The 14,841-nt window shown below is 38.9% G+C and carries 15 protein-coding genes; 6 read left to right on the plus strand and 9 right to left on the minus strand.

Annotation, left to right across the window (positions count from 1 at the left end):
• Positions 1 to 314: 314 nt before the first annotated feature.
• From H7O61_RS00005 to exbB, 3 genes are read right to left on the minus strand one after another with little or no spacing between them, the layout of a single operon-like run.
• Complete coding sequence (locus tag H7O61_RS00005; RefSeq protein ID WP_187874731.1) at positions 315 to 1,166, minus strand: energy transducer TonB family protein; 852 nt, start codon at positions 1,164 to 1,166, stop codon at positions 315 to 317.
• Positions 1,132 to 1,521 carry a TonB system transport protein ExbD gene (gene exbD, locus H7O61_RS00010; RefSeq protein WP_000836377.1) on the minus strand — a complete coding sequence of 130 codons (390 nt, stop codon included), beginning with the start codon at positions 1,519 to 1,521 and terminating at the stop codon, positions 1,132 to 1,134. The genes H7O61_RS00005 and exbD overlap by 35 nt, the downstream gene beginning before the upstream one ends.
• Positions 1,518 to 1,955 carry a TonB-system energizer ExbB gene (gene exbB / locus H7O61_RS00015; RefSeq protein ID WP_165548881.1) on the minus strand — a complete coding sequence of 146 codons (438 nt, stop codon included), beginning with the start codon at positions 1,953 to 1,955 and terminating at the stop codon, positions 1,518 to 1,520. Before exbB ends, exbD begins: the two co-directional genes overlap by 4 nt.
• 310 nt (positions 1,956 to 2,265) lie before the next feature.
• Here exbB and nikR point away from each other — a divergent pair, with 310 nt between their 5' ends.
• Complete coding sequence (gene nikR / locus H7O61_RS00020) at positions 2,266 to 2,712, plus strand: nickel-responsive transcriptional regulator NikR (protein WP_187874733.1); 447 nt, start codon at positions 2,266 to 2,268, stop codon at positions 2,710 to 2,712.
• Positions 2,705 to 3,220 (plus strand): nicotinate (nicotinamide) nucleotide adenylyltransferase, encoded by a 516-nt coding sequence (gene nadD / locus H7O61_RS00025; RefSeq protein WP_187874873.1) that lies wholly within the window; start codon positions 2,705 to 2,707, stop codon positions 3,218 to 3,220. Before nikR ends, nadD begins: the two co-directional genes overlap by 8 nt.
• Here the strand turns inward: nadD and H7O61_RS00030 are convergent.
• Complete coding sequence (locus tag H7O61_RS00030) at positions 3,217 to 3,978, minus strand: J domain-containing protein (protein ID WP_187874735.1); 762 nt, start codon at positions 3,976 to 3,978, stop codon at positions 3,217 to 3,219. The genes nadD and H7O61_RS00030 overlap by 4 nt on opposite strands.
• Before the next feature lie 138 nt (positions 3,979 to 4,116).
• Here H7O61_RS00030 and mnmA point away from each other — a divergent pair, with 138 nt between their 5' ends.
• Positions 4,117 to 5,145 (plus strand): tRNA 2-thiouridine(34) synthase MnmA, encoded by a 1,029-nt coding sequence (gene mnmA, locus H7O61_RS00035; RefSeq protein ID WP_187874737.1) that lies wholly within the window; start codon positions 4,117 to 4,119, stop codon positions 5,143 to 5,145.
• A 60-nt stretch (positions 5,146 to 5,205) separates the two neighbouring features.
• On the opposite strand, the gene H7O61_RS00040 is transcribed toward mnmA, so the two are convergent.
• Together H7O61_RS00040 and H7O61_RS00045 are read right to left on the minus strand one after the other, a co-directional pair.
• Positions 5,206 to 5,895 (minus strand): NYN domain-containing protein, encoded by a 690-nt coding sequence (locus H7O61_RS00040; RefSeq protein WP_187874739.1) that lies wholly within the window; start codon positions 5,893 to 5,895, stop codon positions 5,206 to 5,208.
• A 204-nt stretch (positions 5,896 to 6,099) separates the two neighbouring features.
• A complete protein-coding gene (locus H7O61_RS00045) occupies positions 6,100 to 7,182 on the minus strand; it encodes a hypothetical protein (RefSeq protein ID WP_187874741.1) in 1,083 nt (360 codons plus the stop codon).
• A gap of 178 nt (positions 7,183 to 7,360) precedes the next feature.
• On the opposite strand from H7O61_RS00045, the gene dnaJ reads away from it, so the two are divergent.
• From dnaJ to H7O61_RS00060, 3 genes are read left to right on the plus strand one after another with little or no spacing between them, the layout of a single operon-like run.
• Entirely contained in the window at positions 7,361 to 8,470 is a 1,110-nt protein-coding gene (dnaJ, locus tag H7O61_RS00050) for a molecular chaperone DnaJ (RefSeq protein WP_187874743.1), read from the plus strand.
• Between the two features lie 10 nt (positions 8,471 to 8,480).
• A complete protein-coding gene (gene azlC, locus H7O61_RS00055) occupies positions 8,481 to 9,167 on the plus strand; it encodes an azaleucine resistance protein AzlC (protein ID WP_187874745.1) in 687 nt (228 codons plus the stop codon).
• Positions 9,161 to 9,517: a branched-chain amino acid transporter permease gene (locus tag H7O61_RS00060; protein WP_000928591.1), complete on the plus strand. Its 357-nt coding sequence runs from the start codon at positions 9,161 to 9,163 to the stop codon at positions 9,515 to 9,517. Before azlC ends, H7O61_RS00060 begins: the two co-directional genes overlap by 7 nt.
• On the opposite strand, the gene H7O61_RS00065 is transcribed toward H7O61_RS00060, so the two are convergent.
• The 3 genes from H7O61_RS00065 to crdB are packed head-to-tail and all read right to left on the minus strand — an operon-like array spanning position 9,498 to position 14,839.
• A complete protein-coding gene (locus H7O61_RS00065) occupies positions 9,498 to 12,605 on the minus strand; it encodes an efflux RND transporter permease subunit (RefSeq protein ID WP_187874747.1) in 3,108 nt (1,035 codons plus the stop codon). The genes H7O61_RS00060 and H7O61_RS00065 overlap by 20 nt on opposite strands.
• A complete protein-coding gene (locus H7O61_RS00070; protein WP_187874749.1) occupies positions 12,606 to 13,604 on the minus strand; it encodes an efflux RND transporter periplasmic adaptor subunit in 999 nt (332 codons plus the stop codon).
• On the minus strand, positions 13,601 to 14,839 hold the full coding sequence (gene crdB / locus H7O61_RS00075; protein ID WP_187874751.1) for a copper resistance outer membrane protein CrdB: 1,239 nt from the start codon (positions 14,837 to 14,839) through the stop codon (positions 13,601 to 13,603). Before crdB ends, H7O61_RS00070 begins: the two co-directional genes overlap by 4 nt.
• Between the last annotated feature and the right edge of the window lie 2 nt (positions 14,840 to 14,841).

Consider the following 14,841-nt stretch of genomic DNA (forward strand, 5'->3'; position numbering starts at 1 on the left):
TTCACTTGTTGAACCGCTTCACCGATCTGATAGCCCACGCTCATGTAAAATCCATCGTCTTCAGCCCTTGATAATGAGAGCATGAGAGAAAGAGAGAGTAAGAGAGATTTTTTGATTTTCATGTTTTTTTCCTTTTAATAGATTTTTCTTTGATACAAAGAAACTTCGTACTATAAGCAATAAATGGAATTTTATGGCTAATTTTAGCGCTAAATTTTAGAGGTTTTGTTTTTTTTTTTTTTTGTAAAAATTGGGAAAAATAGGGGTTTTGGCCCAACTTTTAAGGCTTGAATCGCCCCTAAAAGAAAGGCTAATCAGTCTTCTTTCAAGCTATAAGCGATAGGGATTTTTAGATGCACGGTTTCGTCTGGTTTAGGGAACAAATGCGCTGCGTTTTTAATGGCCTCTAAAGCCGCATGGTTTAAAATATCCGTCGTGTTGCTTTTGACGACTTTAATGTCTGTAACGCTCCCATCAGCATTGATCGTAAAGCTCACTAGCACTTCGCCCTCAATGCCCCTAATTTGCGCCATTTTGGGATAGCGGTTCTTAGAAGAAATAGCGGTTTGGATCTTCATTAAAAATTCGTTGCTCACCCCTGGGTTATAAGCTTGGGCTTCAGAAGTGGCCCCCTCAGAGGTTTTGTTGGATTCTTCTTGCTTGTCTTTTTCTTTGACTATATCTTTAGTCGTTACTTGTTTAGGAGCGCTCTTTTCTTTAGCTTCCTCTTTAACTTCTTCTTTTTTGGGTTCTTCTTTAGGCTCTTCTTTTTTAACCTCTTCAACTTTAGGCTCAGGTTTAGGCTCGGGTTTTGGCTTAGGCTCGGGTTTGGGTTTGGGTTCAGGCTTAGGTTTTGGCTTGGGTTTAGGCTTAGGCTTTGAAACCTTTTTTTTGGGTTCTTCTTTTTTTGGCTTTTCTTTCTTGGGTTCTTCTTTAGGCTCTTCTTTAGGTTTAGCGGATTCGGCATTCGTCTTCACTTTAGAATTGGTGTTAATGCTGGCTAAACTCATGGTAACCTTAGTGGTCCCCGCTTGCGCTAAAGGCTCTGGAGCGTCTTCGCGCAGTAAAAAATAGCCAAACCCTATAGCGTATAGGGCAAAAGAGATTAAAAAGCTAACACTCGTTGAGACTTTACTGAGCTTGCGTGGAGATGGAGAAATTTTCATGATTATGCTCTTTTAAAATATCCATAATGCTGATAAAAGTTTCAAAACGAGAGCTTTTGTCGCTTTTTAAGTCTATAAGGGTTTTAGGGTCTGTTTGTTTGACTACAGCGCTCAAAGCTTCTAAATTCGTCGGTTTGTCATCTACGAAAATATTGTCATGCTCATCTACAGAGATGACCACCACTTTTTGATCGTTTGGCTGGGATTTTTCCGCATTTTTAGCGTTAGGGAGACTGACTTTAATCTTGCCTTGCGCAATAAAAGTAGAAACGCTTAACACAATCGCTAGCAAAACGAGCATAATATCAATAAAAGGGACAACATTCAGCCCATCGCCTCTTCTGATGCTTTTCATTTTTTCATGATCCTAAATTTTTCGCTCAAAACATCGGATTTTCTCAACAAGCTATTGTAAGCGATCAAAGTGGGAATCGCCACAGCAAGCCCTAAAGCGGTCGCTTTTAAAGCTAAAGACAAACCTACCATGATCGTTTTAGCGTCCATCCCGCCGCTCACGCCCATGTCATAGAAAATCACCATGATCCCTAAAACCGTCCCCAATAAGCCCACATAAGGCGCGTTAGAATAAATCACATAGAGAATGGTTAGATTCTTGGTTAAATCCAAATTCAAAGCATCTATATCATCATAAGCTTTTAAATTGACTTTAGAATAAAAAATAACCCTTTCAATCACAAACCACAAAGCTAAAAAACTGGCCACGCCAAGCACCGCAAAAACAAATATATCCACATAATCTTTCAACATTCCCATTGAAAAACCGCCCATAAAAACTCCTTTTGTCTATAATCAAATAACTCCCCTAAAACTAAAGCAAGCCGTTCTAGGGTAACGCTCTAAGAAACACCAATTCGCATAATCCTCTAAAAATGATAAAGGAATATTGGGTTATTGATTATATTGTTTTAATAATAATAAGTCAATGATAATTAAGCTAGTAATTGTAATTAAATTCAAACGCTCTTATGACCAACCATTTAAATCCAGTTTGTATTATAATTGTTCATTTTAAATTAATTCAATCATACTAGCATGAGCGGCTTTTAACAAACTCATGCCAAAAAAGGATTTTTCTCAAATGGATACACACCACAAAGACGATTCAATCATCCGCTTTTCGGTTTCTTTGCAACAAAATTTATTAGACGAATTAGACAACCGCATCATTAAAAACGGCTATTCTTCTCGCTCAGAATTGGTGCGCGACATGATCAGAGAAAAATTAGTAGAAGACAATTGGGCAGAAGATAACCCTAATGATGGGAGCAAGATCGCCGTGTTGGTGGTGATTTATGACCACCACCAAAGGGAATTGAACCAGCGCATGATAGACATTCAGCATGCCAGCGGGACGCATGTTTTATGCACCACGCACATTCATATGGATACACACAATTGCTTGGAGACGATCGTTTTACAAGGCAATTCGCTTGAAATCCAACGCTTGCAATTAGAAATTGGGGGGCTTAGGGGGGTTAAATTCGCTAAATTGACTAAGGCGTCTAGCTTTGAATACAATGAATAGCGTCTTAAAATACAAAGAATTAGCGCTCTATGGAGGGAGTTTTGATCCCTTGCACAAGGCTCATTTAGCCATTATTGAGCAAACTTTAGAATTACTGCCTTTCGCTCAGCTCATTGTCTTACCCGCTTATCAAAACCCTTTTAAAAAGCCATGTTTTTTGGACGCAAAAACCCGTTTTAAGGAATTGGAAAGAGCTTTAAAGGGAATGCCTAGGGTGCTATTGAGCGATTTTGAAATCAAGCAAGAAAGGGCCGTGCCTACGATAGAAAGCGTTCTTCATTTCCAAAAACTCTACCGCCCCAAAACGCTTTATTTAGTCATAGGAGCGGATTGTTTAAGGCATCTTTCTTCTTGGACTAACGCTAAAGAGCTTTTAAAAAGGGTGGAATTAGTGGTTTTTGAAAGGATCGGCTATGAAGAGATCCAATTTAAGGGGCGTTATTTCCCTTTAAAAGGTATTGATGCACCGATTTCTTCTAGCGCGATTAGGGCCAGTTTAGGGGTTTAAGCGTGTTTTTTAATGTGGCGGTAGGCTTCTTGAATGATGGCGAAGCGTTTGGCATAAAGAGCCTTTTTTTCTTTAAGATCGCATAAATCAGGGTGGTAGGTTTTAGCCAATTCTAAATAACGCTTTTTCACCTCGCTGAAATTTTCATGCTTGATGAAACCTAACGCTTTATAGCATTCTCTTAATTTGCGCTCAGCCAAGGTGGTGTAGCTGTCCTTACCAAAGCCATTAGGATAGATGAAATGCAAGCATGCGTTATGGACGATTCTATTTTCATTGAGCGTTACAATGAGTTCCCAAAAACGCTCTGAATCGCCTCTTATATGCAATTCGTCTTGGGTTTCTAAAAACACATAGCCGTTAAATTTTTGGCGTAAAAACCGCTTGGCGATAGGGTGCTTGGTGATAAAAAGCGCATATTCTGCCCCAAAGGTTAAAACTTTCACTTCTATTTTTTCTAAAAGCGTGTTTTGAGCTATGATTTTGATGCGTATGGGCAGGTGGCTTTTTTGTAAAATCTCTTCTAATGAATACTGGCTAATATCTTTTTCATGCGCGCATTCAAGGGCATGATAGACCCAATTAAGCAAGTAGTTTTTTTTAAAACATTCCGTGTCATTTAAAATGAGTAACGATGAAGAGAGCATGTGGCACTGGCTGAAATGTTTTTTAGCGTAGTTTAAAACTTTTTTCAATAAAGGGTGGCTGTTAGGGAGCGCGATTTGCGTGAATTTGGCTAACAATTCAATTTTGGCCATTGCCCTTATTTTCTCCATGCGTTTTGATGCGATTTTTAAAAATCTTTAGGTATTTTAGCATGCCAATGGTTAAAAAAGGTGGTTATGAGTGGTTTTTGCGCTAGACTACGAGCCATAACATTTAGTGAAAGATTAAAAATGAAAATAGCGGTATTACTCAGTGGGGGGGTGGATAGCTCTTATAGCGCTTATAGCTTAAAAGAGCAAGGGCATGAATTAGTGGGGATTTATTTAAAACTCCATGCGAGCGAAAAAAAGCATGATTTATACATTAAAAACGCTCAAAAAGCGTGCGAGTTTTTAAGCATTCCTTTAGAGGTGTTGGATTTTCAAAAGGATTTTAAAAGCGCGGTTTATGATGAATTTATCAGCGCTTATGAAGAAGGGCAAACCCCAAACCCATGCGCGTTGTGCAACCCTTTAATGAAATTTGGGTTAGCTTTAGATCACGCTTTAAAATTAGGCTGTGAAAAGATCGCTACCGGGCATTATGCGAGAGTCAAAGAAATTGATAAGGTAAGCTATATTCAAGAAGCTTTGGATAAAACTAAAGATCAGAGTTATTTTTTATACGCTTTAGAGCATGAAGTCATCGCTAAATTGGTGTTCCCTTTAGGGGATTTGTTAAAAAAAGACATTAAGCCTTTAGCCTTGAATGCGATGCCTTTTTTAGGCACTTTAGAGACTTATAAGGAATCTCAAGAAATTTGCTTTGTGGAAAAAAGCTACATTGACACTTTAAAAAAGCATGTTGAAGTGGAAAAAGAGGGCGTGGTGAAAAACCTACAAGGCGAAGTCATTGGCACGCATAAGGGCTATATGCAATACACGATTGGCAAACGCAAAGGCTTTAGTATTAAAGGCGCGTTAGAGCCGCATTTTGTGGTGGGGATTGACGCTAAAAAGAACGAGCTAGTCGTGGGCAAAAAAGAAGATTTAGCCACGCGTTTTCTCAAGGCTAAAAACAAATCTTTAATGAAAGATTTTAAAAAGGGCGAATATTCTATCAAGGCTCGTTACAGGAGCGTGCCTGCTAAAGCGTTTGTGAGTTTAAAAGATGAGGTGATTGAAGTGGAGTTTAAAGAGCCTTTTTACGGCGTGGCTAAAGGGCAAGCCTTAGTGGTTTATCAAGATGATATTTTGCTTGGCGGGGGCGTGATCGTTTAAAAATTAAAAAACTAAGAGATACGCCTTTTAGCAGTCTCTTAATGCTTTATTGAATAGGCGTTATTGTTGTTGTTTAAATTGTGGCAACCTAGTGGTCAAATAATCAATATGTTCTTTTAGATCCTCTCTAATATGATTTCCCATAGGATCAAGAGTGAAAATGATACCTTCAACTCGAGCAAGTTTTGAAGCAGGGACAAAATCGCTATCACCAGAAATTAAAACGATTTTTTGCACTAATTTTTTCAACGCTAAAGTGGCTATATCAAGTCCTATCTTTATATCAACGCCTTTTTGCTTTGCGTGATAGATAAAATCATCATTTTGAAATTTCTCTATACTTATTCTCCTGTTAAAAAGTTTCTTTTCTTTTTCCTTGTCGTGAATGACCCATCTAGCGTTGTTTTCGTCAAGATACCCTAATCTTAACGCTAAACAAGGCTTAGAAATTAAACATTTATGTAATTCGCTTCTTTCTTGATAGCTTGAACTTTTGGATAAATCTAAAGGTGTTTGAGTGTATGGATAATGAACCTTTTTACTTAATGGCTTACAATCATAAAAAAATATGCGGTATAGTTCTTCATCATTCTCTTTATTGATATGCTTTAGGCAATGAATATGAATATCGTGTGCTAATTTTTCTGGGTTAAGATCTTCATACTTGTCACCAAACTGCTTTCTAAGATGAGATTTGTAGCATCTTATAAAAAAATCTCCATCCACAAGTATAGCTACTTTTTTTGACATTCTAAAATCCTAACTAAGTATAAAAGTCCGTCTCTTTCACCACTTCAATATTGGGTGACAAGAAACGGATAGAAAATATCTAGGGTTCGCACTTGTATTCTATAGGTTCACAAGGGTCATTGGATTCCTCAATAATGAGAATCCCCTAGAAGTTATATCCTTATTTTACTCTAATTGTTTTTACTTGTCAAATATTCTCAAGTCCTACTCTCGCTTAAAATTTTCAAAGCTAGGGAATCCATGCGGATCTAAGCGGATATTTTTAATGGAAGCCTTTTTATCGCTCAAATCGCCATTCAAATTGGAAGGCTTTGGCGTTTTGGCATGCTGTTTGGCTAAAAGGGCTAAAACTTGGGCGTTTAACGCCATGGTTTCATTCAAAAACGCCATTTGCTCACTCAATTCGCTTAAAAATTCTATATTCAAGGTTTTTAAAGTGTGTTCGTAATTGGCTAAGATTAGAGCATGCTTTTCTTTGTTGTTTTTAGCGTTTTTTAATTCCTTGTCTCGCTCTATTAGGGCGTTTTGGTAGCGTTGCTGTAATTGGTTAGCGCATGATTTGAGATTTTCTTTATCGCATAAAAAGCGCGATTTTAAAGTTTCCAGGCGTTTTTCTAGGGGTAAAAAGGTTTTTAGGGCGTCTTCTTTAGCTTGGATTTGGCTTTGAAGCTTGTTTTTAAATTTTTTCAAACGCATGGCTTTATAGGCTTGAAAATCATGGTTTATGAGGGCGTTGTATTCTAGGGTTTTGTTATGGGATTGTTGATCCTGTATTTCATTTTCTAAAACCTGATCGCATAAGGCGTTTAAAGCACTCATCAAATCCAATTGCGAGAGTAATTGGGCGAGTTTAGGCTCTTTGAGTAAGAAAAGGGCGTTGTTTTTTTCTTGGACTTCTAAAGCGTTTGACGCCTCTTCTAAATTCTTAACGCCGCTCAAATAAGGGCAATGCTCTTGCAAGAAAAGCGCTTGAGATTCTTTGATTAAGCGTTCTTGATTCATTTTCTCTTTTAAGCGTTTTTCTAAAGCTTGTAATTTTTCTAATTCCAAAGCGCTTTGTTTCAATAACGCATCAGTGTCCATAAGGCGGATCTGGCTGGCGTTAAAAAAACGCCTTTGACTGGTTAGGGTGCTGTTAGCCTTTTTGATTTCTTTAAGTTGATCCTGATTGTTGGAAAGCATGTTTTGATAGATTCTTAAACTTTCATTGAGTTTGTAAAGCATGTCAGAAAGCTGTTCGTTAGAGCGCGAGAGCTTGGCGTTAGTTTGGGAATCAAAAGTCATCATTATCTGCGCGTTTGAAAAGGTTAGAAAAAATAAGAAAAGGCAAAAAAATCTCATGGGGTTATCTTTATTATTATGATTTCATCGTGTTATTTTATCTAAGTTTTGGCATGCACCAAAACACGCAAAATTATCGCTTTTAAGATAAAATAAGCGTTTTGATGCCATTTTTGGAGCGATCGTGGAATTGAGTTATTATGAAATTTTAGAAGTGGAAAAACACAGCAACCAAGAGACCATTAAAAAGTCTTACAGAAAGCTGGCTTTAAAATACCATCCGGACCGAAACGCCGGCGATAAAGAAGCCGAAGAAAAATTCAAGCTCATCAATGAAGCCTATGGGGTGCTAGGCGATGAAAAGAAGCGGGTCTTATACGACAGGTATGGTAAAAAGGGCTTAAACCAAGCCGGCGCGAGCCAGAGCGATTTTTCTGATTTTTTTGAAGATTTAGGCTCGTTTTTTGAAGACGCTTTTGGGTTTGGCGCTAGAGGGAGTAAAAGGCAAAAAAGCTCTATCGCACCGGATTATTTGCAAACCATTGAATTGAGTTTTAAAGAAGCGGTTTTTGGCTGTAAAAAAACCATTAAAGTCCAATACCAAAGCGTCTGTGAAAGTTGCGATGGCACGGGTGCTAAAGATAAAGCCTTAGAGACTTGCAAGCAGTGTAATGGGCAGGGGCAGGTGTTCATGCGTCAAGGTTTTATGAGTTTTGCACAAACTTGTGGGGCATGTAAAGGCAAGGGCAAGATCATTAAAAACCCATGCCAAGCGTGTAAGGGTAAAACCTACATTCTTAAAGATGAAGAAATTGATGCGATAATCCCTGAGGGCATTGATGATCAAAACCGCATGGTGCTTAAACATAAAGGCAATGAATACGAGAAGGGGAAAAGAGGGGATTTGTATTTAGAAGCGCGAGTCAAAGAAGATGAGCATTTCAAACGCGAAGGCTGTGATTTGTTCATTGAAGCGCCGGTGTTTTTCACCACTATCGCTTTAGGGCATACGATTAAAGTGCCGTCTTTAAGAGGAGGCGAATTGGAATTAAAAATCCCTAGAAACGCCAAAGACAGGCAAACTTTTGCGTTTAGAAACGAGGGCGTGAAGCACCCTGAAAGCTCTTATAGGGGGAGTTTGATCGTGGTGTTGCAAGTGATTTATCCTAAAAGCTTGAATAAAGAGCAGCAAGGGTTATTGGAAAAATTGCATGCGAGTTTTGGCTATGAGGGCGAGCCGCATAAAAGCGTTTTAGAAACCTGTATTTCTAAAATTAAAGACTGGTTCAAATAAAAGATTGTTGATGCATGAGTTTCTAAAAGCTTTCAAAGACGCTTTCCCTCATACCATTTCTATCTTTTTAGGGTATTTGCTTATGGGAATGACTTTTGGAATGCTTTTAGTCCAGCAAGGGTATGATTATAAAGTCGCTTTGTTCATGTCGTTATTCATCTACGCTGGGGCGGTGCAGTTTGTAGCGATCACGCTTTTAAGCGCGCAAGCGAGCTTGATGAATGTCGTTATTGTGAGCTTGTTAGTGAATGCGAGGCAGACTTGTTACGCGCTTTCCATGCTAGATCGATTCAAAAACACCAAATGGCGTTTGCCCTATTTAGCGCATGCGCTCACGGATGAAACCTTTGCGTTATTGAATTTATACGCCCCTAAAGAGGGGGTGAGTGAAAAAGACTTCATTTTTAGTATTTCCTTACTCAACCACTCTTATTGGATTTTTGGCTCGTTAGTGGGTTCGTTGGTGGGTTCGCATTTTTCTTTTGACACTCAAGGCATGGAATTTGTGATGACAGCGATTTTTATCGTGCTGTTCATGGAGCAATACAAACGGAACACAAACCACAAAAACGCATGGCTTGGGATCGCTATTGCGGTCGTTTGTTTGGCGCTCTTTGGGACTGAATACTTTTTGCTCATCGCTTTAGTTTTAATGGTGCTTGCCCTCATTTTGTTTAGAAAGCAGTTAGAATGTTAATGCATTCTATACTCATTCTTTTAGTCATTATAATAACGACTTATTTCACGCGCATTTGGCCTTTTATGGTGTTTAATTCTAAAAACCCGCCCAACGACTTTGTGCGTTATTTGGGTAGGGCTTTATCATGCTCAGTGATAGGCATGCTCGTGGTTTATTGTTTTAAAGACATTCACGTTTTAAAACCCCCATATGGGATCAATGAAATCACCGCTTTTTTATCCGTTATCCTTTTACACCGCATTTTTAAGGTGTTTGTTTTAAGCATCACGCTCCCTACCATTCTTTATATGGTTTTAGTCCAAAGCCATGTATTGGAAAAGGCTTTTTTTAATATTCATGTTTCCTGATCCTAGCGTTTTTAATCACAAAATACGCCGTAGGGATAATAAAAAGCGTTAAAACAACGCTGCTTATCATGCCTCCTAGCATGGGCGCAGCGATGGATTTCATGATTTCACTCCCCATGCCATGGCTATACATGATCGGAATGAGTGAAGCTAGAATGCTAAAAAAGGTCATAAGCTTGGGCCTTACCCTAAGCACCGCCCCATGCATGATGGCCTCTTTTAAAGCGGCGCTGTTTTGCTCTTTTAAAGGGGTTTTGATGAATCTTTGAAACGCGTCTTCTAAATAAATAATCATCACAATAGCCGTTTCGCTCGCTACCCCTAAAAGGGCTAAAAAGCCCACTAACGCCGCCACGCTCATGTTAAATCCCATGATATTCATAAAAATTAACCCCCCTAAAAACGCAAAAGGCAGAGTGAAAAAGCATAGTAAGGAATTAGTGAGATTCTTCAAAGCAAAGACAATTAAAATAAAAATGATAAACACGCTCACCGGCACGATGTATTGTAAGGTTTTAAACGCTTCTTCTAAATACTGGCTCTCACCGCTAAATTCATAATAATACCCGCTAGGCAATTGGATTTTTTCTAGCGCTTTTTGAGCCAGTTGTCTGTAGGTATCAGAGCTGATATTGGCTTGTGGCACAATATAAATAAAATTCACATTCAAGCCCTTTTCGCTCTTTAACACCGCCGGCGAGTTGTCGTAATAGATGCGGGCTAACTCCCTTAAGGGCATGTAATTGTAAGCGGTTTTGATGTAGAGGTTTTGTAATCTTTCAATGGTGTTTCTTTCTGTGTCTTCTAAGCGTAAAGAAATGGGGTAATTTTCTACGCCCTTAATCATGGTAGTGAGCATGGCTCCGCCCAGAGCGAATTTAATCGTGTCTAACACGGCGTTTTTATTGATGCCATAACGAGCCAGATTTTCATCGTTCAAATCCAGCGTGATGTAGTAGCCATTATTGGATCGCTCCGCAAAGACGGACAAACTCTCTTTTAGGGTTTTGAGCTGTTGTTCCATAAGGATCGCTAATTCTTGTAATTTATCCGTGTCATTACCATAGAGCTTGATGCCTAGGGGCGTTCTAATCCCGGTTAAGAGCATGTCCGTTCTCCCACGAATGGGGTAAGTCCATGAATTAATCAAGCCTTTTAATTGCAAGGTTTTTTCCAATTTATCCCTAACTTCCTTATAACTGAGCTTTTCTTTCCATTCGTTTTGCGGCTTTAATTCAATGTAGGTTTCTATCATGCTCAAACCGGCAGCATCGGTGCTGGTGTTAGCGCGCCCCACTTTACCAAAAACTTGTTTGACAAAATCCAATCTCTTGATAGCGCTATTACTTTTTTTCAAATATTCTAAAGCGGTGTCAATGCCCACGCCATTAGTGGTTACAGGCATATACATTATTACCCCTTCATTGATTTGGGGGATAAATTCCCAGTTGAGTTTTTGATACGCTACATACAAGCCCCCTAAACCCACAACGCTCGCTATTAAAAAAGCGTATCTGAACTTAAGCACAACATTCAAGCTTGCACCATAAATTTTCATGAAAAAAGCGTTAATAGGGTTTTTAGACTCTTCTAAAATCCGCCCCTTAATGAGCCATACCATTAAAATAGGGACCATGGTGATAGAAAGCAAGGCTCCTACTAGCATGGCAAAGGTTTTGGTGTAAGCTAAAGGGGCAAAAAGCTTTTCTTCTTGACCGGTGAGCGCAAAAATTGGCAAGAAAGAAACCACGATAATCATTAAAGCAAAAAATATCGCGCCTCCTACATGCTTAACCCCTTGCATGATACCATTAACCCTTTGAGCGTTGTCTTTTACATCAATGCGTTGCAAATGCTTGTGAGCGTTCTCTACCATCACAATCGCCGCATCCACCATCGCCCCTATAGCGATCGCAATGCCCCCCAAACTCATGATACTCGCTTCAATATTGAAATAACGCATGAGCAAGAAGCTGATGCACACGCTTAAAGGCAGAGTGATAATCACCACTAAAGCGCTCCTGAAATGCAGTAAAAAAATCGCAATAATGACTAGCACAATGACGCTTTCTTCTATGAGCGTGTGGATCAAATTGTCAATACCTTTTTCAATCAATTCGCTCCTGTCATACACGCTGGTGATTTTCACATCAGGATTACTCGCTTGTAGGGTGGCGATTTTTTCTTTAATGGCTTTAAGCACCTTATAAGTGTCAGCGTGATAGCGCACCATGACAATCCCGCCTACCACTTCCTTATTGCCATTGAGATTGGCAGCCCCTCTGCGTGGTTTTGGCGTTAGCCTCACGCTGGCTATATCTTTGATTTTTAAAGGGATAGCCCCTTCTTTTTTGATCACAATTTCTTCTAAATCCTTCAAAGATTGGATATACCCATGCGATCTTATGATTTTTTCAAACCCGTTTTCTAAAATAACGCCCCCGCCGGTATCGTTATTGGAATTTTTAATCGCGTTAGCGACTTGTTCCAAACTCAAGTTATAGCGGATCAGAGAATCGTTTTGAAGCGTTACTTCATAATCTTTCACAAAGCCCCCCACGCTTGCGACCTCACTCACCCCATCAACCCCCAAAAGAGCGTAGCGGTAATAAAAATCTTGCAAGACTTTCAAATCGCTTAAATTCTTGCTATCGCTAGATAAGGCGTATTGATACGCCCAGCCAATAGAAGTGGAATCGCTCCCTATTTCCACTTTAGCGTCCTTGGGCAAATTGCTCACTCGGTTTAGTTGCTCTAAAACCCTATCCCTAGCCCAATACAGATTGACGCCGTCTTTAAAAATAATGTAAATCAGGCCGCTTTCATAGCTAGAAATCCCCCTAACCGTGTCAATGTTAGCGATACTCATGAAAGTAGAAACTAACGGGTAAGTAACCTGCTCTTGCACGATTTTGGGGCTTTGGTTGGGGTAAGTGATTTGCACGACCACTTGAGCGGGGCTTAAATCCGGCAAAGCGTCTAAACGGACGCTTTTTATCGCCCACAAAGAGGCTAAAAAAATGAGTAGAGTGACTAAAGTGGTAAGGAGTTTGTTTTTAACGCTTAAATCAATGATTTTTTCTATCATTCAATAATCCCCATTGTTTTGAGCGTCAGCGTCTAGCACGAATAAAGCGTTATTAGCGACTTCTTCGCCCGCTTTTAAACCCTCTAAAATTTCATAACTCCCATCGCTCAAGCGAACGGCTTTAATTTCTAACGGGCTTAAGCCAAAATCATCTTTTTTAAACACGATAGCTTTCCCCCCTTTAATCAAAACCGCTTCTTTAGGCAGGATCTTCATTTTTTGTGGTTTTTGAAAGATTTCCACTTGAGCGAACATGTTAGGGTAATAAAGCTGTTTAGCATTAGGCACATTGAAGCGTGCTTCTAGCATTTTATCTTCTTTGTTTATGATGGGGTTGATGTTTTCAAGCGTGATTTCTTGCTCGCCTTTAACCCCTTCTACAAACAAAATCGCTTTATGCGTGTTTTTTAAAAACTCCAAATCCTCTTGATTGACTTTAACAAGCGCCCACAATTGGCTTAAATCTATGATTTGAAACAACTCTTGCCCTTTTTTAATGAAGCTCCCCTCATTGAGATTGGGGCTTTTTTTAAAAATAACGCCGTTAAAACGAGAGTAAATAGTCATTTCATTTTGGACTTTATGAGCGCTGATGGTTTTTTCAATGCTGGAGTTTTCTAGCCCTAATAGTTTTAGTTTTTCTTTAATCGCTCCCACTTGTTGGTTGAATTTCAATGATGATAGCAATTCGCTTTGAGCGCTCACTAATTCAGGGGAATACACGCTCAATAACCTATCGCCCTTTTTAATGGGGGTATAGGTTTTATTTGCATAAAGCTTTTCCACATAGCCATCAAAACGCAGGGTTTGAGAAAAAATCAGCGCTTCATTGGGCTCTAAGAGTGCATAATAGCGCCGGCTTTGAGAAAATTCTTTTTCTATGACCTTAGTGGTGGGAATGTTGAAGCGGGTTTGGCTTTTAGCTTCTTTAGTTTCTTGAGCGTTAGCGGATAAGGGGCTACAAAATAAAATCAAGGCTAACCATAAAATCCGCTTCATTCTAATCCTTTAAGGTTTTGTAAAGACAAATAAGCGCTATTTAGAGCGCTTAAGGTTTCAAGCTGGGTGATTTGGGTAGTGATTTTGTCATTAAAAGCGTTGTAATAAGCGTTGTAATCGCCATTAGTTTTCAAATCAAGCGCATAAATTTGCACGATTTTTTCATTCTGCTTGATGATTTTATTGATCGATTCTAGGTTTTTTTGCAAGGTTTCTAATTTTTTAAGGAGTTTTAGGGCCAGGTGGTGGGTTTTGTTTTTGGTGTTTTCCACTTCGCTTTTAAACGCCAAGCTTTCTTTTTTCTTTTGCTCCACTAATTTAGCCTGCTTGCCGTAAATGGGTAAGGGGATAGACAAAGCGACGCTAAACATATCGTAGTTATAGTATTGTTTGGAGCGGAAATAATACACCCCGGTAACATTCACATCTTCTAAAAAGCTTTTTTTAGCCAAAGTGATGTCTTTTTGCGATTTTTCTTCATCAAGCCTAGCGATCGCAATATCGTAATTAGTGGCGCTAATGTTATATAACTCTTGCTCCTTATTGAATTCAAAATTTTTAGGGGCAATGCTTAAAAGCTCGTTTTCTTTAAAAGTCAATTCGCCCATGGAATAATGGCTGCTAGATAGCGCTTCTTCTAAATTGTTTTTTTTGATTTCTAATTGCGATTTTAAAATTTCTAGCTTGGCGATCGCTATTAAATTGGGCGAACTGGAATGGTTGGCTTGATAGAGGGTGTTTTCTAAATTTTTAATCGCTGTGTTTAAAAGCTCTATTTCTTGCTGGTTTTTATAATTTTCAATGCCGCTTATCATTAGATTAATCGCTAATTGCTGCTTGGTTTTTTTAAGCTCTAATATCTTTTTTTGCTTTTCTAAATGGATCATTTTAGACTGCGTGAGTTTTTTACCATTTAAATCCACTTTTTGAGACAAGCCCACGCTCATGTTTTGCATCAAGGTGCTATCTAGCCTGAAAAAATCGCTCACATTAGCGTTGTTATAGCCTAAATACAAAACAGGGTTATCCCACTTGCTAACGGCTTTTTCTTGAGAACTTAAAGCGTCAATTTGCTCTTGTAAGGCTTGTATTTTTTGATTTTTAGAAAGGTATTTAGCCACAAAAGATTGGATCTTTAAATCTTTAGCAAAACCCAAACTAAAAAGCAGTAAAAAAGCACTTAAAAGGCGTATTGAAACGCCCCTTTTATAAAACACGCTCATAAAAGATGGCATGC

This window comes from Helicobacter pylori, from assembly GCF_014496965.1.
GTDB classification, from domain to species: domain Bacteria; phylum Campylobacterota; class Campylobacteria; order Campylobacterales; family Helicobacteraceae; genus Helicobacter; species Helicobacter pylori_CZ.

Coding starts and splice junctions, on each gene's coding strand:
- crdB (WP_187874751.1), bottom strand. CDS start 14,839: ATGCCATCTTTTATGAGCGTGTTTTATAAAAGGGGCGTTTCAATACGC.
- H7O61_RS00030 (WP_187874735.1), bottom strand. CDS start 3,978: ATGGCCAAAATTGAATTGTTAGCCAAATTCACGCAAATCGCGCTCCCT.
- nikR (WP_187874733.1), top strand. CDS start 2,266: ATGGATACACACCACAAAGACGATTCAATCATCCGCTTTTCGGTTTCT.
- H7O61_RS00045 (WP_187874741.1), bottom strand. CDS start 7,182: ATGATGACTTTTGATTCCCAAACTAACGCCAAGCTCTCGCGCTCTAAC.
- H7O61_RS00065 (WP_187874747.1), bottom strand. CDS start 12,605: ATGATAGAAAAAATCATTGATTTAAGCGTTAAAAACAAACTCCTTACC.
- H7O61_RS00005 (WP_187874731.1), bottom strand. CDS start 1,166: ATGAAAATTTCTCCATCTCCACGCAAGCTCAGTAAAGTCTCAACGAGT.
- exbD (WP_000836377.1), bottom strand. CDS start 1,521: ATGAAAAGCATCAGAAGAGGCGATGGGCTGAATGTTGTCCCTTTTATT.
- nadD (WP_187874873.1), top strand. CDS start 2,705: ATGAATAGCGTCTTAAAATACAAAGAATTAGCGCTCTATGGAGGGAGT.
- H7O61_RS00060 (WP_000928591.1), top strand. CDS start 9,161: ATGTTAATGCATTCTATACTCATTCTTTTAGTCATTATAATAACGACT.
- H7O61_RS00040 (WP_187874739.1), bottom strand. CDS start 5,895: ATGTCAAAAAAAGTAGCTATACTTGTGGATGGAGATTTTTTTATAAGA.
- mnmA (WP_187874737.1), top strand. CDS start 4,117: ATGAAAATAGCGGTATTACTCAGTGGGGGGGTGGATAGCTCTTATAGC.
- H7O61_RS00070 (WP_187874749.1), bottom strand. CDS start 13,604: ATGAAGCGGATTTTATGGTTAGCCTTGATTTTATTTTGTAGCCCCTTA.
- exbB (WP_165548881.1), bottom strand. CDS start 1,955: ATGGGCGGTTTTTCAATGGGAATGTTGAAAGATTATGTGGATATATTT.
- azlC (WP_187874745.1), top strand. CDS start 8,481: ATGCATGAGTTTCTAAAAGCTTTCAAAGACGCTTTCCCTCATACCATT.